Annotated in this window: 21 protein-coding genes and 4 pseudogenes; 10 read left to right on the plus strand and 15 right to left on the minus strand. The window is 57.7% G+C overall.

The annotated features are described in order from the left end of the window. Positions 1–136: 136 nt before the first annotated feature. The 3 genes from ACA048_RS01215 to ACA048_RS01225 all read left to right on the plus strand — a co-directional run bounded on the left by ACA048_RS01215 (position 137) and on the right by ACA048_RS01225 (position 2397). The gene (locus ACA048_RS01215; RefSeq protein WP_007949204.1) at positions 137–265 is read left to right on the plus strand and encodes a hypothetical protein; all 129 of its coding nucleotides are present in this window, start codon (positions 137–139) and stop codon (positions 263–265) included. Then, entirely contained in the window at positions 240–980 is a 741-nt protein-coding gene (ompR, locus tag ACA048_RS01220) for an osmolarity response regulator transcription factor OmpR (RefSeq protein WP_007949203.1), read from the plus strand. The genes ACA048_RS01215 and ompR overlap by 26 nt, the downstream gene beginning before the upstream one ends. Before the next feature lie 103 nt (positions 981–1083). Next, positions 1084–2397: an ATP-binding protein gene (locus ACA048_RS01225; RefSeq protein ID WP_497627615.1), complete on the plus strand. Its 1314-nt coding sequence runs from the start codon at positions 1084–1086 to the stop codon at positions 2395–2397. 133 nt (positions 2398–2530) lie between these two features. Here ACA048_RS01225 and rimK read toward each other — a convergent pair whose 3' ends face one another. Both rimK and rimB read right to left on the minus strand, forming a co-directional pair. Next, entirely contained in the window at positions 2531–3436 is a 906-nt protein-coding gene (gene rimK, locus ACA048_RS01230; RefSeq protein WP_007949201.1) for a 30S ribosomal protein S6--L-glutamate ligase, read from the minus strand. Then, the gene (rimB, locus tag ACA048_RS01235; protein WP_007949200.1) at positions 3433–3912 is read right to left on the minus strand and encodes a retropepsin-like aspartic endopeptidase RimB; all 480 of its coding nucleotides are present in this window, start codon (positions 3910–3912) and stop codon (positions 3433–3435) included. Before rimB ends, rimK begins: the two co-directional genes overlap by 4 nt. A gap of 216 nt (positions 3913–4128) precedes the next feature. Here rimB and ACA048_RS01240 point away from each other — a divergent pair, with 216 nt between their 5' ends. After that, positions 4129–4536: an RNA-binding S4 domain-containing protein gene (locus ACA048_RS01240; RefSeq protein ID WP_497627616.1), complete on the plus strand. Its 408-nt coding sequence runs from the start codon at positions 4129–4131 to the stop codon at positions 4534–4536. Between the two features lie 123 nt (positions 4537–4659). Here ACA048_RS01240 and ACA048_RS01245 read toward each other — a convergent pair whose 3' ends face one another. Next, positions 4660–4818, minus strand: a complete 159-nt coding sequence (locus ACA048_RS01245) for a hypothetical protein (protein WP_497627617.1) — start codon at positions 4816–4818, stop codon at positions 4660–4662. A 148-nt stretch (positions 4819–4966) separates the two neighbouring features. Between ACA048_RS01245 and hslO the strand changes: the two genes are divergently transcribed. Together hslO and ACA048_RS01255 are read left to right on the plus strand one after the other, a co-directional pair. Further along, positions 4967–5869: an Hsp33 family molecular chaperone HslO gene (gene hslO, locus ACA048_RS01250; protein ID WP_497627618.1), complete on the plus strand. Its 903-nt coding sequence runs from the start codon at positions 4967–4969 to the stop codon at positions 5867–5869. 180 nt (positions 5870–6049) lie between these two features. Further along, positions 6050–7591: a phosphoenolpyruvate carboxykinase gene (locus tag ACA048_RS01255; protein WP_497627619.1), complete on the plus strand. Its 1542-nt coding sequence runs from the start codon at positions 6050–6052 to the stop codon at positions 7589–7591. Positions 7592–7653: 62 nt separating this feature from the next. On the opposite strand, the gene ACA048_RS01260 is transcribed toward ACA048_RS01255, so the two are convergent. The 7 genes and pseudogenes from ACA048_RS01260 to ACA048_RS01290 all read right to left on the minus strand — a co-directional run bounded on the left by ACA048_RS01260 (position 7654) and on the right by ACA048_RS01290 (position 10420). Beyond that, positions 7654–8508 (minus strand): EamA family transporter, encoded by an 855-nt coding sequence (locus ACA048_RS01260; protein WP_497629785.1) that lies wholly within the window; start codon positions 8506–8508, stop codon positions 7654–7656. 43 nt (positions 8509–8551) lie between these two features. Beyond that, positions 8552–8712 (minus strand): annotated as a pseudogene (locus ACA048_RS01265) (DUF1493 family protein); the annotation flags it as partial. Between the two features lie 89 nt (positions 8713–8801). Beyond that, positions 8802–9152, minus strand: a complete 351-nt coding sequence (locus ACA048_RS01270; protein ID WP_497627620.1) for a DUF1493 family protein — start codon at positions 9150–9152, stop codon at positions 8802–8804. A gap of 104 nt (positions 9153–9256) precedes the next feature. After that, positions 9257–9373: pseudogene (locus ACA048_RS01275) on the minus strand (transcriptional regulator); the annotation flags it as partial. 62 nt (positions 9374–9435) lie between these two features. Beyond that, complete coding sequence (locus ACA048_RS01280) at positions 9436–9732, minus strand: hypothetical protein (RefSeq protein WP_497627621.1); 297 nt, start codon at positions 9730–9732, stop codon at positions 9436–9438. Between the two features lie 179 nt (positions 9733–9911). Then, positions 9912–10079, minus strand: a pseudogene (locus ACA048_RS01285) (antitoxin PaaA2 family protein). A 65-nt stretch (positions 10080–10144) separates the two neighbouring features. Continuing rightward, positions 10145–10420: a hypothetical protein gene (locus ACA048_RS01290; RefSeq protein WP_497627622.1), complete on the minus strand. Its 276-nt coding sequence runs from the start codon at positions 10418–10420 to the stop codon at positions 10145–10147. Positions 10421–10683: 263 nt separating this feature from the next. Between ACA048_RS01290 and ACA048_RS01295 the strand changes: the two are divergent. Further along, positions 10684–10779, plus strand: a pseudogene (locus tag ACA048_RS01295) (polysaccharide deacetylase); the annotation flags it as partial. Positions 10780–10796: 17 nt separating this feature from the next. Here the strand turns inward: ACA048_RS01295 and ACA048_RS01300 are convergent. Further along, positions 10797–10943: a hypothetical protein gene (locus ACA048_RS01300; RefSeq protein ID WP_497627623.1), complete on the minus strand. Its 147-nt coding sequence runs from the start codon at positions 10941–10943 to the stop codon at positions 10797–10799. A gap of 264 nt (positions 10944–11207) precedes the next feature. On the opposite strand from ACA048_RS01300, the gene ACA048_RS01305 reads away from it, so the two are divergent. Continuing rightward, positions 11208–13136 (plus strand): RecQ family ATP-dependent DNA helicase, encoded by a 1929-nt coding sequence (locus tag ACA048_RS01305; protein WP_497627624.1) that lies wholly within the window; start codon positions 11208–11210, stop codon positions 13134–13136. Between the two features lie 41 nt (positions 13137–13177). Here the strand turns inward: ACA048_RS01305 and ACA048_RS01310 are convergent, their stop codons facing one another. Continuing rightward, positions 13178–14680 carry a Fic family protein gene (locus ACA048_RS01310; RefSeq protein WP_497627625.1) on the minus strand — a complete coding sequence of 501 codons (1503 nt, stop codon included), beginning with the start codon at positions 14678–14680 and terminating at the stop codon, positions 13178–13180. Between the two features lie 301 nt (positions 14681–14981). Here ACA048_RS01310 and ACA048_RS01315 point away from each other — a divergent pair, with 301 nt between their 5' ends. Beyond that, positions 14982–16208, plus strand: a complete 1227-nt coding sequence (locus ACA048_RS01315; RefSeq protein WP_497627626.1) for a 3-hydroxyacyl-CoA dehydrogenase — start codon at positions 14982–14984, stop codon at positions 16206–16208. Positions 16209–16238: 30 nt separating this feature from the next. Then, positions 16239–16658, plus strand: coding sequence for an acyl-CoA thioesterase (locus tag ACA048_RS01320; protein WP_497627627.1), 420 nt, complete (start codon positions 16239–16241; stop codon positions 16656–16658). A 71-nt stretch (positions 16659–16729) separates the two neighbouring features. Here the strand turns inward: ACA048_RS01320 and ACA048_RS01325 are convergent, their stop codons facing one another. From ACA048_RS01325 to fdhD, 3 genes are all read right to left on the minus strand, one after another. Further along, a complete protein-coding gene (locus ACA048_RS01325; protein WP_497627628.1) occupies positions 16730–17221 on the minus strand; it encodes a glycine zipper domain-containing protein in 492 nt (163 codons plus the stop codon). A gap of 279 nt (positions 17222–17500) precedes the next feature. Then, a complete protein-coding gene (locus tag ACA048_RS01330) occupies positions 17501–19849 on the minus strand; it encodes an FdhF/YdeP family oxidoreductase (protein ID WP_497627629.1) in 2349 nt (782 codons plus the stop codon). Continuing rightward, a complete protein-coding gene (gene fdhD / locus ACA048_RS01335; protein ID WP_452624511.1) occupies positions 19846–20685 on the minus strand; it encodes a formate dehydrogenase accessory sulfurtransferase FdhD in 840 nt (279 codons plus the stop codon). Before fdhD ends, ACA048_RS01330 begins: the two co-directional genes overlap by 4 nt. Between the last annotated feature and the right edge of the window lie 76 nt (positions 20686–20761).

The raw sequence follows: 20761 nt of genomic DNA on the forward strand, positions 1-20761 counted from the left end.
AAATCGAACAATTACTGCGCGGCCACGGAAATTAAAGGCGCCGGTCTGTAGTACCTGTCTGATGTTGCCTGACACAAAAGGCCGGGCATTATAACCAGCGTTCGGCCGTTCGGGGGCATCGCAGGATGGTGCGGTAATGGCCGGTTTGCTGGCGGTGGAGGAAAAATCTGCTAACAATGCACTCGGTGCGTATAACGACAGCTACGCCATAATGCGCGCCGAGATCAAAGGAGCATCTAATGAGCAGCACTGCAAACACTGCTGAAGGCGAAAAAATTCTTATTGTTGACGACGATCCGGGGCTCAGCAGCCTGCTGGAACGCTTTTTCGTCAGCAAGGGCTACCGCGCCCGCGCCGTTCCGAACACCGAGCAAATGGATCGCCTGCTGGCGCGCGAAGTGTTCAACCTGGTCGTCCTCGACCTGATGCTGCCCGGCGAAGACGGCTTGACCGCCTGCCGCCGCCTGCGCACGGCGAACAATCAGATCCCCATCATCATGCTGACCGCCAAGGGCGACGAGCTGAGCCGTATCAAGGGCCTGGAACTGGGTGCCGACGATTACCTGGCCAAGCCGTTCAACCCGGACGAGCTGATGGCCCGCGTCAAAGCGGTCCTGCGTCGTCAGTCGACGCCGGTACCGGGTGCACCGGGCAGCGAAGACGAAAGCGTGACCTTCGGTGATTACGTACTGTCGCTGGCGACCCGCGAACTCAAGCGCGGTGACGAAGTGCACATGCTCACCACCGGTGAGTTTGCGGTCCTCAAGGCATTGGTCATGAACGCGCGTCAGCCACTGACCCGTGACAAACTGATGAACCTGGCCCGTGGCCGCGAGTGGGATGCCCTGGAGCGTTCCATCGACGTACAAATATCCCGTCTGCGCCGGATGATCGAACCCGATCCGTCCAAGCCGCGTTACATCCAGACAGTCTGGGGCGTGGGCTACGTGTTCGTTCCGGATGGCGCCGCCACCAAGTGATCGGCGATTTGTAGGAGCGGGTCTTGCGGACGAGGTTGTCCGCAGACTCGCGATCCGCAATATGCGAGCATCGCTCGCTCCTGCAAGTGTGTAGCGGCTATCCATGAAAACCCCCGTTTGGTTCCCCCAGAGCTTCTTCTCCCGCACCCTTTGGCTGGTGCTGATCGTCGTCCTGTTTTCCAAGGCACTGACCCTGGTTTATCTGTTGATGAACGAAGACGTGCTGGTGGATCGTCAATACAGCCACGGCGTTGCCCTGACGCTGCGCGCCTATTGGGCCGCCGATGAAGAAAACCGCGCGAAGATCGCCGATGCCGCCACGCTGATCCGGGTGGTGGGGGCCGGTGTGCCGGAAGGTGAGCACCATTGGCCGTACAGCGAGATCTATCAGCGGCAGATGCAGGCCGAACTGGGTGCCGACACCGAAGTCCGGTTACGCATGCACTCGCCGCCAGCACTGTGGGTCCGGGCGCCAAGCCTGGGCGATGGCTGGTTGAAAGTGCCGCTGTACCCGCATCCTTTGCGTGGCCAGAAAATCTGGAACGTGCTCGGCTGGTTCCTCGCCATTGGCTTGCTGTCCACCGCGTCGGCCTGGATCTTCGTCAGCCAACTCAATCAACCGTTGAAGCGTCTGGTGTATGCCGCAAGGCAACTCGGCCAAGGGCGCAGTGTGCGATTGCCCATCAGCGACACCCCAAGTGAAATGACCGAGGTGTATCGCGCCTTCAACCAGATGGCAGAAGACGTCGAACAGGCTGGCCGCGAACGCGAGCTGATGCTGGCCGGTGTGTCCCACGACTTGCGGACCCCCTTGACCCGTTTGCGCCTGTCCCTGGAGTTGATGGGAGATCGCACCGATCTCACCGACGACATGGTGCGCGACATCGAAGACATGGACGCGATCCTCGACCAGTTCCTGGCGTTCATTCGCGATGGTCGTGACGAATCGGTGGAAGAGGTGGACCTCAGCGACCTGGTTCGCGAAGTCGCGGCGCCCTACAACCAGAACGAAGAAAAGGTGCGTCTGCGCCTGGAACCGATCCAGCCGTTTCCGTTGCGTCGGGTGTCGATGAAGCGCCTGTTGAACAACCTGATCGGCAATGCCTTGCATCACGCGGGCAGCGGCGTAGAGGTGGCGGCCTATGTCTCTGGTGATACCAGCGCGCCGTATGTGGTGCTGAGTGTCATGGACCGTGGGGCGGGGATTGATCCTGCTGAACTTGAAGCAATCTTCAACCCGTTCACTCGGGGTGATCGTGCCCGGGGCGGGAAGGGGACTGGTTTGGGGCTGGCGATTGTGAAGCGGATTGCTTCGATGCATGGCGGGAATGTTGAGTTGCGCAATCGTTCCGGAGGCGGGCTGGAAGCGCGGGTGCGGTTGCCGTTGGGGTTGATGTTGCCTCGGGATGCGGTTTAACAGCTGACATCCTGGCTGTCTGAAGGCCCTTTCGCGCTCCCACAGTTGACCGCGTACTATCCAGCGATTCGGTCTAATGTGGGAGCGGGCTTGCTCGCGAAGGCGGCCTCCCGGCCGCCACAAAAGGTGAGGGTTAACCCTTACCCTTGGTCCGAGTCATATTCGGCCCGCCATTCTTCTCCAGATGCTCAATGATGATCCCGGCCACGTTCTTCCCGGTGGTGGTTTCAATCCCTTCCAGACCCGGTGACGAGTTCACTTCCATCACCAGCGGTCCGTGATTGGAGCGCAGGATGTCGACCCCCGCCACCGCCAGGCCCATCACCTTCGCCGCACGCAACGCGGTCATGCGTTCTTCCGGTGTGATCTTGATCAGGCTGGCGCTGCCGCCCCGATGCAGGTTGGAGCGGAACTCTCCAGGTTTGGCCTGGCGCTTCATCGCTGCGATCACCTTGTCGCCGACCACGAAGCAGCGAATGTCGGCACCGCCAGCTTCCTTGATGTACTCCTGAACCATGATGTTCTGCTTCAGGCCCATAAACGCTTCGATCACCGACTCTGCCGCCGTCGCCGTTTCACACAGCACCACGCCAATGCCTTGGGTGCCTTCCAATACCTTGATCACCAGCGGAGCGCCGTTGACCATGTCGATCAGGTCGGGTATGTCATCCGGTGAGTGAGCAAACCCGGTCACCGGCAAACCGATCCCGCGACGTGACAGCAATTGCAACGAACGCAGTTTGTCCCGCGAACGGGCAATGGCCACCGATTCATTGAGCGGAAATACGCCCATCATTTCGAACTGACGCAACACCGCGCAGCCATAAAACGTTACCGACGCACCGATCCGGGGGATCACCGCGTCGAAACCTTCCAGCGGCTTGCCGCGGTAGTGGATCTGCGGCTTGTGGCTGGCAATGTTCATGTAGGCGCGCAGGGTGTCGATCACCACCATTTCATGGCCACGCTCGGTACCGGCTTCAACCAGACGACGAGTGGAATACAGACGCGGGTTCCGCGACAGCACAGCGATCTTCATGCAACACCTGTGGAGGAGGTAGATACCGGGAACACCGGCTTGTCTTGTACGTACTTAATGCCTGGATTGACCACCAACTGGCCGTGAATCAAGGCTTTGGAGCCGAGTAACAGGCGATAACGCATGGATTTTCGGCAGGCGAGGGTGAACTCGACCCGCCAGACCCGATCACCGAGGGCCAGGGTGGTGCTGACCACGTATCGCTTCTGCGCGTGACCGTTGGAGCTTTTAATGGTTTTCATCGTCACCAGCGGCGCTTCGCAGCGTCGATGACGCAATTGCACCACCGTGCCCAAGTGCGCGGTAAAGCGTACCCACTGCTCGCCATCGCGCTCGAACGGCTCGATGTCGGTGGCATGCAGGCTGGAGGTGCTGGCACCGGTGTCGATTTTTGCCCGCAGGCCCGCGACTCCCAAATCCGGGAGCGCCACCCACTCGCGCAGACCGACAACGGTCAAATGGTCAAATGTCTTCAAAGTTGCTCAACCGGTAGAAACCGCTCGGCCCGCAAGCGGCCGAATTCGCGGTATTCACGCAGAATAATGGTTAAAAGGCGACAGATATCTACGGCCCGGATTTCCAGCCCCTCGGGGAGGTTCTGGAATGCGTGCATTGTAATCCGAGCCGGTGCAATTCTTGGTACGACTGAAACGGTAGTACAGTTCAGCAATATTTCAGAGTGAGGAAATTCCATGGCACAAAAAAACGAAGAGGACGACAAAGTCCGTCTCGATAAATGGTTATGGGCCGCGCGTTTTTACAAAACCCGTGCCTTGGCCAAGGCGGCGATTGAAAGCGGCAAGGTGCATTGCCGGGGCGAACGTTGTAAGCCAGGCAAGGAGCCAAGAGTAGGTGACGAGTTCGTGATCCGCGCCGGTTTTGAAGAGCGTACGGTGGTGGTTCAAGCGTTATCTATTGTTCGCCGTGGCGCGCCAGAGGCTCAGACGCTGTATGTCGAAACCGAGGCCAGCATCGCCAAACGCGAAAATGCCGCCGCCCAACGCAAGGCTGGTGCTCTGGGGATGACCACCGATGGCAAACCGAGCAAGAAACAGCGGCGGGATTTGTTCAAGTTCCGTGGCAGCAGCAATGACGAATAGGGCAGAAAATTCTTGGGCGATTTTCAGTCCGTCATCGCGGGCAAGCCCGCTCCTACAAGGGTTATGCGATATTTTGTGGGCGCGTGGCTTGCCCGCGATCGAGTGCGCAGCACTCGCCATACTTCACCAAGTCTGCGCAATGACTTGCAATTGCTGCATTAAGCAACCATATCGGGTGATTCGCCAGCGGCGCATCGAGCGGATAAACAGCCACTCGTCGAAAATCACCACAGCCTCTGCGCCATGGGCCATAACCAGAAGGCCAGCGGCGTCAGTGGCCAAGGATTGCGAACCTTGCACCTTGCTTGGAACAAGCCCGGATTGTTCATAAAATGCCGGCACTGGCCGAGCGTTACGCATCCAAGGGTGCTTGCACACACGCGATCTTGACCGTTGAAACCCATTGTCACCACTTCAGATACCCAGACCTATGACCGACCTACCGGATAACGACTTCACCCAACGCTTCATCTTCGATGACAGCGACACCCGTGGCGAGCTGGTCTCGTTGGAGCTCAGCTACGCCGAAGTCCTGGCTAAACACGCCTACCCGGAGCCGGTCGCGCAATTGCTTGGCGAACTGATGGCGGCTGCATCGCTGCTGGTCGGCGCGCTGAAGTTCGATGGCTTGCTGATCCTTCAGGCCCGTTCCGACGGCCCGATCCCGTTGCTGATGATCGAGTGCTCCAGCGAGCGCGATATCCGCGGCCTGGCCCGTTACGAGGCCGATCAGATCGCCCCCGATGCAACGCTCGCCGACCTGATGCCCAACGGCGTATTGGCGCTGACGGTCGACCCGACCCACGGTCAGCGTTACCAGGGCATCGTCGACCTCGACGGCGAAACCCTGTCCGAGTGCTTCACCAACTATTTCGTCATGTCCCAACAGGTAGGCACCCGCTTCTGGCTGTACGCCGATGGCCGTCGCGCCCGTGGCCTGCTGCTGCAGCAACTGCCCGCAGACCGCTTGAAAGACGAAGAAGAACGCGCCGCCAGCTGGCAGCACATCACCGCGCTGGGCAGCACCCTGACCGCTGATGAACTGCTGAGCCTGGACAACGAAACCGTGCTCCATCGCCTTTACCATGAAGAACAGGTGCGTCTGTTCGACGTGCAGAAGCTGCGCTTCCGTTGCAGCTGCTCGCGCGAACGTTCGGCCAATGCTCTGGTCAGTTTAGGCGTTGAAGATGCGCAAAATCTGGTGGTCGAGCACGGTGGCAACATCGAGATCGATTGCCAGTTCTGCAATCAGCGTTACCTGTTCGATGCCGCCGATATCGCCCAATTATTCGCCGGTGCGGGCGTCGACACGCCGTCAGATACCCGTCACTAAAACGGTTCAGCGCAGGTAAATTCACTGGTTAGTGCCGGTATTACGCCGTAACGACGGGAGGGCCCTACTTTTTTTGGGCTTTTCTGGCATAATCCGGCCCACTTTTTCTCGCGGTAGTAGTGCACGACTTTCTACTACAAAACGTTTGGAGCACTCGGCCACTGGCCGATGGGGAACCTCATGACGCAAGCCAATAACGCCGTGTACACCGACCTGAGTGTTGATGCTCTGGTTAAAGAAGCCCTGAATCGCGGTGAAGGCGAGCTTGCCGATACCGGCGCGCTGGTTGTTCGTACCGGTCACCGTACCGGCCGTTCGCCGGTTGACCGTTTCATCGTTGAAGAGCCGACCACTCAGGCCGCTATCGCCTGGGGCCCGATCAACCGCAAGTTCCCGGCCGACAAGTTCGATGCCCTGTGGGACCGCGTTGAGGCGTTCAACAACGCGCAAGAGCATTTCGTTTCCCACGTTCATGTAGGTGCGGCTGCCGATCACTACCTGGCCGTGAAAATGACCACGCAGACTGCCTGGCAGAACCTGTTCGGTCGTTGCCTGTTCATCAACCCGGCCCAGTACAACCCGGCTGGTCGTGATGAGTGGCAGGTGCTCAACGTCGCCAACTTCGAATGCGTTCCAGAGCGTGACGGCACCAACTCCGATGGTTGCGTGATCATCAACTTCGCCCAGAAGAAAGTGCTGATCGCCGGCATGCGCTACGCCGGTGAAATGAAGAAAGCCATGTTCTCGGTTCAGAACTTCCTGCTGCCGGCCGCCGACGTGCTGCCAATGCACTGCGCTGCCAACATCGGTGAAGAGGGCGACGTGACCCTGTTCTTCGGTCTGTCCGGCACCGGTAAAACCACGCTGTCCGCCGACGAAAGCCGTTACCTGATCGGTGACGACGAGCACGGTTGGGGCGAGGGCGTGGTGTTCAACATCGAAGGCGGTTGCTATGCCAAGTGCATCGACCTGTCCGAGAAGAACGAGCCAGTCATCTGGAAAGCCATCAAGCATGGCGCAGTCCTGGAAAACGTCGTTATCGATGACGCCAAGCACGCCGACTACGACGACGTCAGCCTGACCCAGAACAGCCGCGCAGCCTATCCGCTGGAGCACGTTGCCAAGCGTTCCGAGAAGAACCTCGGTGGCGAGCCAAACGCTGTGATCTTCCTGACCTGCGACCTGACCGGCGTGCTGCCGCCCGTGTCGATCCTCAGCGAAGAACAAGCGGCCTACCACTTCCTGTCCGGCTACACCGCACTGGTGGGCTCGACCGAAATGGGTTCCGGCAGCGGCATCAAGTCGACCTTCTCCACCTGCTTCGGCGCACCATTCTTCCCGCGTCCGGCTGGCGAATACGCAGAACTGCTGATCAAACGCATCCGCGGTTTCGGCTCCAAGGTTTACCTGGTTAACACCGGCTGGACCGGTGGTGGCTACGGCGTTGGCAAGCGCTTCAACATCCCGACCACTCGCGCCGTTATCGCGGCGATCCAAAGCGGTGCTTTGATCGGTGCTGAAACCGAACACCTCGACACCATCAACCTCGACGTGCCGTTGGCTGTGCCGGGCGTTGAGACTGGCCTGTTGAACCCACGTAATACCTGGGCTGACAAGGCTGCTTATGATGAGTCCGCCAAGGCGTTGGCCGGGTTGTTTGTTGAGAACTTCAAGAAGTTCGAAGTGAGCGACGCGATCAAGGCTGCTGGGCCGAAGTTGTAAGTGTTGGTTTGAAGTAATGAAAAAGCCGCCCTTCGGGGCGGCTTTTTTGTGGGCGTTTGAATTCAGGTTTTTAGATGCAGCACGAACGCGCCGACCAAGACCAAAACGACACCCAGCACTTGCACCTTCGCCAGTCTCTCCTTGAAGAACACATATCCCAGAATCGCGGCGATTCCGCCGGATAATGTACTGATCACCGTCACCACCGAAACCGATCCCGCCACTGCGCCCCAAGCGAATGAGGAGAACCCGCCGAGGTTCATCAGGCTGGCACCGGTTAATGCCATGCAGTTTTTCAACGGCGGAATTTTCAAGCCGTCCTTGATCTTCAACACCATCAAAACCAGCACGACCAGTCCCACCAGATAGGCGAGCCAAAGCATCGTCACCGGCCCAAGCACAGGAAGAACGAAGTGGCCTTGCAGCCAAAAACTGGTGCCATATAAAACAGCCGCCAGAAGCGCATAGGCAATCGAGCTGCTGGCCTGAGTGGTGTGTGGAAGCTTCGAATCGGCGTGGATGCTGGAAAGGATGACCCCGATCACGCAGAGTGCGATGCACGATAATTGGATCAGATTGATCTGTTCACCAGCCGCCCAGGACAGCAACGTAGTGACTACACCGTAGGAGGTCACGAGCGGCGCCACAATAGACGCTTTGCCGAGAGCGAATGCCTTGGACAACGCCAAGGCACCGGACACGGTGAGCACGGCGGCGAGAATGCCGAACAGCCAGACATCGAGCGATGCCGACATCGATTTGACAATGAAGGCTGGAAAGGCAATCAGCAGCAAGCTCATGATGCTGAAGCCCAGCGCTTGACCGAAATACACTGCGCGTTTGACGCCGACTGCACGGGCGTTCAATCCCACCAGAAAATCCGTACCGCCCCAAAGCAAGGCAGCGAGTAAACCCATCAATACGTCCACGCTATGTCCTTATAGGTATGCGCTGCGGACGTTAGAGGCCTTCCAGCGTCTGAGTGTCCCAGCGTTGGGCCTTAATGGCCTGATAGAGCAGTGCGATGGTCAGTGGCAGTTTGTCGCCACGTCCTTGGCTTTACGTTTGAGGACCACATCGTAGCCTTCGGGTTGGAAGTAGCGATAGGTGTCGTAAGCGATGGAGAGGTTTCAAAGTGTTAGACACATGCACGCACCACAACCTACTAACTCGCTATGTGTTGGGTTCAGAGTTCCTTTTTTCTTATCAATCAAGCGGACAGTGCCTGTGTATCCCAGCGTTGGGCTTTGATGGCTTGATAGAGCATGCCGATTGTCAGCGGGATTTTGTCGCCGCGACCCTTTGCCTTTCGCTTGAGATGCATATCAAACCCTTCCGGCTGAAAGTAGCGATAGGCGTCGTAGTCCACGAAGTCGATCCCGAACTGCTCTTCCAGAGCTTCTATCAAATGCCGCGCATCGGCGCCGTCGCAGCCTAAGTCGAAATTGATCGAGGTGGTGAGGCTGATGGTTTTGCGTTCAGGCAGACCGACTTCTTCGTGTAGCAACTGCATGAGCAGGTGCATGGTGTGGTCGTCGGGGAAGTTGGGGGCGAGGTTCATGGTGCGGGTGTCCGGTTGGGCTTGCGCGGATCTTATTGTGCGTCTGGTTTTGGGGGAAGCATGGATCTGTTGATCGTTCTGGCGCAGAGGGGGGATCGATTGGGGATTTTTTTGAAGTGGAACGCATCAACATGAAATTTGCGGGAAGGCTGACGCTCACCTCGTATGATTTCGTTCATCTGTTGCACGCTTTCAATTAGCTCATCAAAAAATTGGCTCAATGTTATCTCCAGTTTTCGATGATCGTTCTCACTTAGAGCGTGAGAACGATCTTCACCCAGCGTCAGGTAGGTGCTTTCCAGCCCATCATGCGTTGTTGGGCGACTTGCATCAGGTCGAAGCCGTCCTGAGTCAGCAGGTAAAGTGCATGGGTGATGTGGGGGATGTCTTCGACGTCGCCGTGTTTGAAACAAACGCAGTGCAGGGTTTTGAGGAGGTCGCTGGAGGCTCGAATGCGCTGCATGGCAGCTTCGAGGATGTCCTGGGGATTGGCCTCTGTATCGATGATCAAGGGCGGGGAATCGGTGAGGTTGGTTTGCAGGGGGCGGTAGCGATCAAAAAGAGGATTTAACGTTGTCACAGATGAACACCTATATTTAATTGGTAATGTGAGCTCTCTTTGTCGGGTGACCAAGCCCGAGCCGCTGATTTGCCAGCGACGATCACGACTATAGGTGCGAGCCGCCGGGCAGCGATAGACGACAAGGGAACTGAAGCTGTAGGACCGGGATGAAGCTTTGACAGGGCGTGCCTACGGACTTATCTCTTTCGCAATTTGTCTCGTTTGATTGCCATCAGGCGTTTGACTTCTTCATTTGGAATACTGGGGCGAGGGTCGTCGAGGCTGGCTTGTACTTATGCTTTGAACCATACGTCGTAGGCTGCCTTGTCGAGCGGTAGTTGAGTGTCGAGTGTTTTGTATTTCATCAGATGCACCGCGTTATCGTTCATCGCGGGCAAGCCGGGCTCCCACAGGGATTTTCATCCGGGCATTAACCAGCGGTAATTTTCGGCAGTCGTTGCCGGGCAATTTCGAGCAGTTCGTTGCCGTCCTGGGTCAGCAGGTACAACGCGTTGACGATGTTTGGGATGTCGTCTGTATCAGCCTGTTTAAAGCACAGGCAATAAAGGGTTTCGAGCAGGTCGCTGGCGGCGCGGATGCGTTGTCGCGCGGCGTCGAGTATTTCGTGAGGATCTGCGTCAGTGTCGATGACCAGCACGGGTGTTTCGCTGTAACTGGTTTTGAGTGGGCGATAGCGGTCTTGCATGGGGTCCGTCCTGTTATCAGCGGCGCGGCAAACTATAGGCGCGCGCATCCAGGCGTCGCAATACCGCGCAAATGGACAGGGTTTGTAGGGGATTTACTGCTGGTGTCGCCTTTTGCCTACGTGCGGCCCAAGGTTTTTTTCAGCAATACCCTTAGGAGGTAAATTTCCTACGGGGTTGTCAGGCGTAGCGCTTCAAGCCTCGGTAGGGTGCGCGTCAGAAACTGTAGGACGTTTCGAAAACGACTGTGCAACGCTCAAGGGGAATCAGCCCGGCTCATGCTGCATGGGCGAGCAAGAGCCGGGTGTTTCAGGAGCAGAGGTTGAACGAGCAAACGCGGGTGGCCGTGTGGATGCCGTAGCCACTTGACTGCGTTTGTCAGGAAGTTCGCCAGGCCTGTTGGGCCGAACACTCCAGTGTGTCGCACGTGGCGAGCAACGGTGGCTCCGCAGGTGGTTCACCGCAGGCACTCAGCAGCAGGGAAGTCAGGATCAGCGCAACGGAAAAAATCGATTTTTGGAGCATGGTCATTCCTTGTTTAAGTGCCGCGCCCATCAGGCGTCCTGCCGTGATGTGAAGTGCGCGGACGGTTGTTTTGCGAGAAAGACCTTACCGTCAGAGTGAACGGCACTGCGAGGAACAAAGTGTCTCGTTTGTTTCATTCTGTGGCGAAGCCTTATAGGGCGACGCTGTATCATCCCGTATCGTTTTGGTCCCCGACCTTTTCTCGACTCGCTGCGTTTGCCGGCTAGGCTTTGGGCTTCGCAGCGGTCAACGGAGTGACAGCTTATGCACAACACCCTGGAACAGGTTTTCGGTTATCCACAGTTTCGACCGGGTCAGGAGGCGGCGGTCAGCGCGGTGCTGGCCGGGCGCTCGGCGGCGGCGATTTTCCCCACCGGTTCCGGCAAGTCCCTTTGCTATCAACTCCCCGCCTTGTTGCTGCCGCACCTGACGCTGGTGGTCTCGCCGTTGCTCGCGCTGATGCAGGATCAATTGGCGTTCCTGCAACGCCACGGCATTGCGGCGGGCAGCATCGATTCGGCGCAGAGCCGTGACGACGCCAGTGATGTGATGGCCCGGGCCAAGTCCGGCGAGTTGAAGATTTTGATGATCTCGGTGGAGCGACTGAAGAACGAGCGCTTCCGTAATTTTTTGCAGCAAGTCCCCATCTCGCTGCTGGTGGTAGATGAGGCGCACTGCATTTCCGAGTGGGGCCACAACTTCCGCCCCGATTACCTCAAGCTGCCCGACTACCAGCGCCAGTTCAATATTCCGCAAGCGCTGCTGCTGACCGCTACCGCGACACCCAAGGTGATCGCGGATATGGAGGCCAAGTTCGCTATCGCCCCGGAAGACGTGGTGACCACCGGTTTCTACCGGCCTAACCTCAACTTGTTGGTCGAGCCCGTACGCGGTCAGGACAAACGCCGACGTCTGGTCGAATGGATGAGCGAGCGCCCCCATCAGCCGAGCATTGTCTACGTCACGCTGCAAAAAACCGCTGAACATATCGCCGAACACCTGGGGCGCAACGGCATTCAAGCCGAGGCTTACCATGCCGGTTTGCCCAACGATCAGCGCGAAGCCATCCAGAAACGGTTCATGGGCGGACAGTCCAATTGCATCGTCGCCACCATTGCATTTGGCATGGGGATCGACAAGAGCGACATCCGCAATGTGGTGCATTTCGACCTGCCCAAATCCATCGAAAACTACAGCCAGGAAATCGGTCGCGCGGGGCGCGACGGGCAGCCCTCTGATTGCCTGGTGTTGGCCAACCGCGACAGCCTCAACGTGCTGGAAAATTTCGTCTACGGCGACACGCCTGAGCTGGACGGAATCCGCTGTGTGCTCGATGAAATGCTCGCCGCCGCACCGGAGGGGCAGTGGGAGTTTCTGTTGGGGCCATTGGCGGATCAGAGCAACATCCGCCAATTGCCGCTCAAGACTTTGCTGGTTCAATTGGAGCTGCGTGGTTTGATCGCCCCGCGCTACGCGTATTACGCCGAATACCGGTTCAAGTATTTGCAGGAGCCGGATGCCTTGCTCGCGCGCTTCGAGGGTGAACGCAAGGATTTCGTCGCCGCCATCATCCAGACCTCCAGCCGCGCGCGAACCTGGGCCACGGTGAATTTTGATGCGTTGTATGAGCAGCATCAGGCGGAGCGAAATCGGGTGGTCAAGGCGCTGGATTATTTCCAGGAAAAGGGGTGGGTCGAGCTTGAAAGCAAGCAGATGACCGAGGTCTACAGCCTGCTGCAAACGAGCTTTGACAGTCAGGCGCTGAGTGCCGAACTGCACGCCTACTTCACACAACATGAGCGTACCGAGATCGCGCGGATTCACGCCATGCTGGACCTGTTTGCTACAGACCGTTGCCTGGGTTATCGCCTGGCCGAATACTTTGGCGACGAAAATGCTCCGCGTCAGTGCGGACATTGCTCGGTGTGTCACGGTGATGTAGCGCGGCTGCCTGCACCACCTGAATTACCGGCGCTTGTGGACAAAAATTTCGAAGCGCTGTGTGGTGATTTTATCCACAGGCATGAACAGCACACCGGTAACGCTCCCTCGGCTGAGCGCGTGACGCGTTTTCTGTGTGGAATCAGCGTCCCGCTATTTACCAAGCTGAAAGTGCGGACTATTTCCGGACATGCGGCGTTGGAAGATTATCCGTATGCCGAAGTACGTGATTGGGTGTTAGCGCATCTGTGAAACCTGTGAAGTTGAAGCACGGCCGTTTCCACAGCGGCCGTTTAACCGTCTTCGTTAGGTTCACCGTAAGCGTCGGCCAATAGCGACTGCGCTTGTTGCTCGAGAAAATCGAAGACCTCCTCCTGAATCGATCCTTGGTATTGCTTGCGGTGGCCCTTGGACACGATGCCGTTTTGATCCAGGCACTGCATGACTAACCTGGACAAAAGATTACCTCGAACGTCGTAGTTGTCGTTTACAACCTTCACGAGCGTATCGAACCGCTGAAGGAAATCGGTTTCTTCTTTCAGTTCTACCTCGAGAGCTCGTTTGGCCATTTCCATTGTAAATGCTACGCAATCGGTGGCATCCCAGTAGCGGTAGATGCTGGAGTCACCAATGAAGTCGAAGCTCATTGTTTGCGCATCAATCCAGCGAACATCCCAAAATTCACGAACGGGTTTAGAGAAAGATTGCAGTGCTTCCAGATAATGTTGTTCTTCACGCTTCATCGCGACTGAAACAGGTAGCAGGAGACCGTTTTCCAGAGCGCCGCTTCGGCACAGAGCCAAGTGGATGAGGAAGCGCGAAAGACGACCATTGCCATCCATGAAAGGGTGCAAAAAGACGAAACCAAAAGAGGCGATACCGGCAGCCACCAGGGGATCGAGTTGCTCTGGCGCTTTATTGGCGAACGTCATCAACTCATCCATCAACTCACGGCATAGCTCTGGAGTGGGTGGCACGTAGGTCACGCCAGCTGCACCGCGAAATGAATTACTCAGATGATTTTGTTCGTGACGAAATGCTGCTGCACGATCAAAGGGGTTGGAGATCGCGCTATTTTGTAGCGCAACAAGATAGTCTTCCGTAAGCGGCTTGCGCTCATGTGCCTGACGGAGCAGTTGTACGAATCGTTGGGCTTTCTGCTCGCTGGGGGCTTCCTTCTCGATTGCAAACGAGTTTTCGGTTTCGCTCAGGTACGCCCAATTGATCGCCCGATCCATCATTTCTTTTGGAAGTGCGCCAATAAAGGTTTTTGATCGCCCAAGAATGTCATAGTCGAGCAGGGTCTGAATCTCTGTCGTGCGTTCGACTGTCGCGCAATATTGAAGTGTGCCAAGGCCATTGAAGTCGACACGCCAACGCGCGTTTCGTACCGATGGCCCGGTGATATAGTGGTCCGGGTCAAATAGAAAAGTAGCAGTACCGCGCGGGTTATCCGAATAGCCCAGCATTTGGCCGGTGAAAAATTCCCAGAGGAAACAGATTTTACGCAGGTAAGCGCTACTGGGAGTCTTGGTAATGGCTTCGACCAGTATTTGGCCGTCAATATGGGGGAGTGCCTGAGCCAGAATGGCGAGATTGACGCCCTCATGTTTCAGAGCAAACATGATATGCGCGAGATAATATTCTTCCGCTGGCGCAACGCTTTGCGGAACTGACAAGGCACCACCGATTTTTTCCAGGCGGGTAACGGGCTGGATGATCGCTGGCCGCTTCACCTCGATAGCTTTCAGATTCAGCGCATTAATCAGATGGGCGTAGCCCACTCTGTTTCCCATCGGCAGCTCCCCCGTCCGGATAGATTTTTTTTACCACGCAAAGTTTTTTTTTAAAATTGCCGACTCTGCTAAGAAAATTTTAACCTGATTCAAGATGTTGGCTAGCGCTCATTTCACTCCAATTGAGTACTTCTAGAGTTCTTTATCCAAAAGGTCGCGGATTGCTACTGTGAGAATTGGGTCCGCAATGGATATCCCATCCATCCGCTGAATGTTGCTCATCACAGGAATAAATTTCAAAAACGCGCCATGGCTGACTAAGGTGGGGGCTGTCTTTGGATCGCCAACAAGAGAGCAAATCATGAGCCAGACGCCATTCAATATTCAGCGCGCCGCCGTCATCGGTGCAGGCACCATGGGCCGTGGCATTGTCATGTGTCTGGCGAACGCCGGGGTGCCGGTGCAGTGGGTGGATAACAATCCGCAGATGCTTGAACAGGCGTTGGCCACGGTAGCCGAAACCAACGCTCACAATGTGCGCCAAGGGCGCATCGATCAGGCCGAGGCTGACGCGCGCATAGCGCGAGTGATCGCAGCGGCGGACTACGCATCGATCCGTGACGTCGATCTGGTCATCGAAGCGGTCTACGAAAACCTTGAGCTGAAACAGAAAGTATTTCGCGAACTGGACGGCCTGTTGAAGCCCGAAGCGATTCTGGCCAGCAACACTTCGGCGCTGGACATCGACGCCATCGCTGCGGCAACTCGCCGTCCGCAGCAAGTCTTGGGTCTGCACTTTTTCAGCCCTGCACACATCATGAAACTGCTGGAAATCGTCCGTGGCGCCCAGACTGCACCGGCAGTGCTAGACGCAGCGCTGGCACTGGGCAAGCGCATGGGCAAGGTCAGTGTGGTGGCGGGCAACTGTGACGGTTTCATCGGCAACCGCATGCTTAATACCTACGTGCTCGAAGCGCGCAAGATGCTGCTGGAGGGGGCTTATCCCTATCAAGTGGATGCGGCGTTGCAAAATTTCGGTTTTGCCATGGGCCCGTTCCGCATGTACGACGTGGTAGGCGTTGACCTTGGCTGGCGGGCTCGGGAACTGGCGGGCACAGGACAGGATGAGCCGGAAGTTCAGGTGGATAACCGGCTATGTGAACTCGGGCGTTTCGGTCAGAAGAGTGGCAACGGTTATTACCACTACGAGGCGGGCAGTCGTCAGGCCGAGCACGATGTGGAAGTTGATGCGCTGGTGTTGCAGGTCAGCGAAGGGTTGGGCTTCCAGCGTCGCGAGATAAGCGCTGAGGAGATTCTTGAGCGTTGCCTGCTGGCACTGGTTAACGAAGGGGCGAAGATCCTTCAGGAAGGCATTGCCGCGTCGGCGCACGACATCGATCTGGTGTACCTCAACGGTTATGGTTTTCCGGCGGCGAAGGGCGGGCCAATGGCGTGGGCGGATCAGCAAGGATTGGCGGACATTCATCAACGCTTGATGGCGCTGGAAACCCGGCAGGGTGACCACTGGCGTCCGGCATGCTTGATCGGCGAATTGGCAGAGGTGGGTAAAGGGTTTGCGGATCGGTAAACTTCAGCCACTTCAAGACGAGAGCTGCGCATGAATCAACGCACCGACTACCCACACTTTCAGCCCATCACCACCCGCTGGCACGACAACGACGCCTACGGTCACGTCAACAACGTTACCTACTACAGCTTCTTCGACACGGCGGTGAACACTTACCTGATCGAAGTCGGTGGCCTGGATATCCATGATGGCGAGGTGGTGGGTTTTGTCGTGAGTTCGGCTTGCGACTACTTTGCTTCCATCGCCTTTCCGGACCGGATCGAGATCGGCCTGCGGGTTGGCAAGCTGGGTAACAGCTCGGTGCAATACGAATTGGCCGTGTTCAAACAAGGGGAAAACGAAGCCTGTGCGGCCGGGCGCTTCGTGCATGTCTTTGTAGATCGTGCTTCGAATCAGCCGGTATCGATTCCGACTGGATTGCGTGGAGCGCTGGAACGCCTGGTGGTGTAGACAGGGCAAAAAAAATCGCAGCCCATGGGCTGCGATTTTCTGATGTACCGTCTTACGAGGCGATGGAAGCCTCAGTCGCGATAGTACTTGTGATGCTTGCGATGCCCATAGGCATGGCCGCGGGGATGGTGGTGGCCACGGTAGTAACGACGATCACCTTGGCCACGATAAGAGCGATGATCGTTGTCGTCATCTTCATTATCGTATTTGTTGCCCATGTAGTTACCCAGCGCGCCACCGGCGCCGCCGCCTGCTGCGGCGCCGATCAGGCTGCCTGAGGTGCCGCCCATGTTGCGACCAACCACGTTACCGCCTGCCGCGCCCAACGCACCACCGATGGCGGCTTCGCCACGGCTGTGTTTGTTGGCGCCGACTGCGCTACCACCCGCGCCGCCCAGGGCCGCGCCGATGGTGGAACCTGTATTGCCGCCTAACGACTGACCGACGACCGAGCCAAGAACCCCGCCCAATGCGCCGCCCACACCTGCTTCGGTGGTGCCGCCAGCAGAAGCAATGCCACTGAACAAGCCAAGGGACAACAAGAGAATCGAGGAGAACTTCATGGAGGAACCTCAAGGGGATGACGACGCGATCCTGAGGCTGTGTCAGAGGTGTGACAATCGAAATCCGACGAGTAACACGACTTGAGCACATTTCTATAAGTTACTGTTTTTTAAACGGAACTTAACTGTTTTTCGCCGGTCTTTAGTTACTTCGGACAGGCCGTTTTTATACAGAAACGGCCTTTTTTGTGGGCGATTGGAAAGTGGCTCGCCGTGAAAAAACTTAAAGTGGACATGGTCCTGTGGCGAGGGAGCTCCCTCGCCACAGTAGTGTTTGAGCTAAGCGGACTTGGCCAAAATCAACCCGCTCTCACTCGCCATTTCCAACCGGATCGCCACGAACTTAGACGTCGGCGTATGGCTGCCATCCCCGATGCTTTCCAGCGGTATCAGCGGATTCACTTCCGGGTAGTAAGCCGCCGCTTGCCCCGCAGGAATATCAAACGCCAGCAGCGTGAAGCCCTTCACCCGACGCTCACGCCCGTCATCCCAGATCGAAACGATGTCGGCCTTCTGCCCCGGTTTGAAACCCAGGCGAATGATGTCGGCTTCGTTCACAAACAACACATCGCGCTGACCTTTCACCCCACGGTAACGGTCGTTGAGACCATAAATCGTGGTGTTGTACTGATCATGAGAACGCATCGATTGCATGATCAAATCCGGCAGCACGCCGGTCGCGCGCGTGCGCTCGTGCACCAGGTCTTTAGGCAGGGCATTCGGGCGGAAATTGGCCCGGCCTGACGGCGTGTTCCACTTACGCGCACCGGCACTGCTGCCGAGATAGAAACCGCCCGGATTCTTGACCTTCTCATTGAAATCGCGAAAGCCCGGAATGGTGTCGGCGATCAGATCGCGGATGCGGTCGTAATCGGCCACCAGCCAGTTCCAGTCCACCGGTTTGCTGCCCAGCGTGGCGGCGGCGATGCCGGCGATGATCGACGGCTCCGAGCGCATCTGGTTCGACAGCGCCTGCAACTGACCGTTGGAGGCATGGACCATGCTGAACGAATCTTCCACGGTCACCGCTTGCGGGCCTTCGGTCTGCATATCGATGTCGGTACGGCCCAGGCACGGCAGGATCAACGCGTCTTTACCGTGGGCCAAATGGCTGCGGTTGAGCTTGGTGCTGATCTGCACGGTCAGGTCGCAATTGTTCAACGCCTGGAAGGTACGAGAGCTGTCCGGCGTGGCTTGGGCGAAGTTGCCGCCCAAGCCGATGAAGACTTTCGCACGACCTTCGGCCATGGCGTGAATAGCTTCGACAACATTGTGGCCATTTTGACGTGGCACTTTGAACTGGAAGCGACGCTCCAGCGAATCGAGGAACGCTACCGGCGGACGCTCGTTGATGCCCATGGTCCGGTCGCCCTGCACGTTACTGTGGCCACGCACCGGGCACAGACCGGCGCCCGGCCGGCCGATGTTGCCGCGCAATAGCATCAGGTTAGCGATTTCCTGGATGGTCGATACCGAATGGCGATGCTGGGTGATGCCCATGGCCCAGCACATGATGACGTTCTTGCTCTTGGCGTACATGCGCGCCGCTTGCTCGATCTCTACCAGGGTCAGGCCGGATTGTTCGACGATCTGCTCCCACGGCGTAACGTCAACGGCGGCCAGATAGTCCAGCACGTTGGCGCTGTGTTCGTTGAGGAAGTCGTGGTCGAACACGGCGGGCTCACCGGCCTTCTGCGCGTCGCGCTCCCATTGCAGCAGGAATTTCGCCATGCCACGCAGGATCGCCATGTCGCCACCGAGGGCTGGACGGAAGAACGCCGTGTTGGTCGGCTTGTCGCCATTGGTGAGCATTTCGAGCGGGTGCTGCGGATGCTGGAAGCGTTCCAGACCGCGCTCCTTCAGCGGGTTGACGCACACCACCTGAGCGCCGCGTTTCACCGCTTCGCGCAACGGTTCGAGCATCCGTGGGTGGTTGGTACCAGGGTTCTGACCCCAGACAAAAATCGCATCGGCGTGTTCGAAGTCGTCGAAGGTGACCGTGCCTTTACCAACGCCGACACTTTGCGCCATGGCCACACCGCTGGCCTCGTGGCACATGTTCGAGCAATCAGGGAAGTTATTGGTGCCGTAGGCGCGCACAAACAATTGATACAGGTACGCCGCTTCGTTGCTGGCGCGGCCCGAGGTGTAGAACTCGGCCTGATTCGGGCTCGACAGCCCTTGCAGGTGTTTGCCGATCAGGGCGAAGGCCGCTTCCCAGCTGATCGGTTTGTAGCGATCGGTCTCGGCGTCGTAGCTCATCGGCTCGGTCAGGCGGCCCTGGTATTCAAGCCAGTAGTCGCTCTGCCCCAGCAGCGAGGTGACGCTATGTTTGGCGAAGAATGCAGCGTCGACACGGCGTTTGGTCGCTTCCCAGTTCACCGCTTTGGCGCCGTTCTCGCAGAACATCACCATGCCCTTTTCCGGAGAATCGCCCCAAGCGCAACCGGGGCAGTCGAAGCCGCCGTTCTGGTTGGTCTTGAGCATTATGCGGAGGTTTTTCAGCGCGTTATCGCTGGTCAACCAGGCTTGGGCGACGCTGATTAGCGCGCCCCAGCCACCGGCTGGGCCTTTGTAGGGCTTGTAGCGGGGGACGGGTTTCTGGTCGGCTTGACGATGTTGACTCACGCTTGATTCTCCAACGCTGGGCTGTAGACCCGCGGTGCACTTTTCTGCGGCAGGTGGATGAGATTGAGGTTGTGACGACGGGCCCATTGCACGGCAAGGCCCGTGGGCGACGACAGGCTGACCAGCGTCTGGATGCCAGCGCGCAACACTTTCTGGATCAATTCGAGGCTGCACCGGCTGGTGACAATCGCCAGGCCGCCAGTCGTCGGGATCTTCTGGCGGATCAACCCGCCAATCAATTTGTCGAGGGCGTTGTGCCGGCCGATGTCTTCGCGGCCCAGCAGCAACTCGCCCTGACCGTTCATGAACACCGCCGCGTGCACCGCGCCGCAATGTTGGCCCAGCGGCTGGAACGCGCCGATGCGTTGGCGCAGGCCATCAAGCCATTCGGCGGGCGGCAGCGGCGCGCCCGGCAACACCTTGAGGTCGGGCAATGCCTGTTCAACCGCTTCCACGCCACACAGCCCGCAACCGCTGGTGCCGGCCAGTTGCCGACGCTGTTGCTTGAGGTTCCAGAAGGCGCGGTTGGCGATGGTCACTTGCGCGTACTGCGCCGACCCTTCGCCGGTCAATTGCAGGTCATAGATGTCGGTCGCGTCTTCAATGATGCCGCTGCCCAGGCTGAAGCCGACGATGAAGTCTTCAAGGTCAGTCGGCGTCACCAACATCACAGCCTGGCTGATGCCGTTGTAGGCAATCGCCAACGCAACTTCCTCGGCCAGCGCGGTGCTGGCTGATTCGGTGAATTGTAGATCGCAGAAACTGTAAGTCTGGCTTGCGTCTGGCGCGGGCGTTTCGAGTGCGGGCGCCGCGCAGCCGGGGCGCTTGGTGTTCATGAGGTATCACCGACGGTCTGGTCAGCTCTAAGCCTAGGCGCGTCAAAAGGTCGCGTCTAATCGCTATTACTGATCT

Source organism: Pseudomonas sp. LBUM1659 (assembly GCF_059716045.1).

Coding starts and splice junctions, on each gene's coding strand:
- ACA048_RS01255 (WP_497627619.1), top strand. CDS start 6,050: ATGACGCAAGCCAATAACGCCGTGTACACCGACCTGAGTGTTGATGCT.
- ACA048_RS01240 (WP_497627616.1), top strand. CDS start 4,129: ATGGCACAAAAAAACGAAGAGGACGACAAAGTCCGTCTCGATAAATGG.
- ACA048_RS01305 (WP_497627624.1), top strand. CDS start 11,208: ATGCACAACACCCTGGAACAGGTTTTCGGTTATCCACAGTTTCGACCG.
- ompR (WP_007949203.1), top strand. CDS start 240: ATGAGCAGCACTGCAAACACTGCTGAAGGCGAAAAAATTCTTATTGTT.
- ACA048_RS01270 (WP_497627620.1), bottom strand. CDS start 9,152: ATGAACCTCGCCCCCAACTTCCCCGACGACCACACCATGCACCTGCTC.
- hslO (WP_497627618.1), top strand. CDS start 4,967: ATGACCGACCTACCGGATAACGACTTCACCCAACGCTTCATCTTCGAT.
- ACA048_RS01290 (WP_497627622.1), bottom strand. CDS start 10,420: ATGCAAGACCGCTATCGCCCACTCAAAACCAGTTACAGCGAAACACCC.
- ACA048_RS01300 (WP_497627623.1), bottom strand. CDS start 10,943: ATGCTCCAAAAATCGATTTTTTCCGTTGCGCTGATCCTGACTTCCCTG.
- ACA048_RS01225 (WP_497627615.1), top strand. CDS start 1,084: ATGAAAACCCCCGTTTGGTTCCCCCAGAGCTTCTTCTCCCGCACCCTT.
- ACA048_RS01215 (WP_007949204.1), top strand. CDS start 137: ATGGCCGGTTTGCTGGCGGTGGAGGAAAAATCTGCTAACAATGCACTC.
- ACA048_RS01320 (WP_497627627.1), top strand. CDS start 16,239: ATGAATCAACGCACCGACTACCCACACTTTCAGCCCATCACCACCCGC.
- ACA048_RS01260 (WP_497629785.1), bottom strand. CDS start 8,508: ATGGGTTTACTCGCTGCCTTGCTTTGGGGCGGTACGGATTTTCTGGTG.
- fdhD (WP_452624511.1), bottom strand. CDS start 20,685: ATGAACACCAAGCGCCCCGGCTGCGCGGCGCCCGCACTCGAAACGCCC.
- ACA048_RS01310 (WP_497627625.1), bottom strand. CDS start 14,680: ATGGGAAACAGAGTGGGCTACGCCCATCTGATTAATGCGCTGAATCTG.
- ACA048_RS01315 (WP_497627626.1), top strand. CDS start 14,982: ATGAGCCAGACGCCATTCAATATTCAGCGCGCCGCCGTCATCGGTGCA.
- ACA048_RS01325 (WP_497627628.1), bottom strand. CDS start 17,221: ATGAAGTTCTCCTCGATTCTCTTGTTGTCCCTTGGCTTGTTCAGTGGC.
- rimK (WP_007949201.1), bottom strand. CDS start 3,436: ATGAAGATCGCTGTGCTGTCGCGGAACCCGCGTCTGTATTCCACTCGT.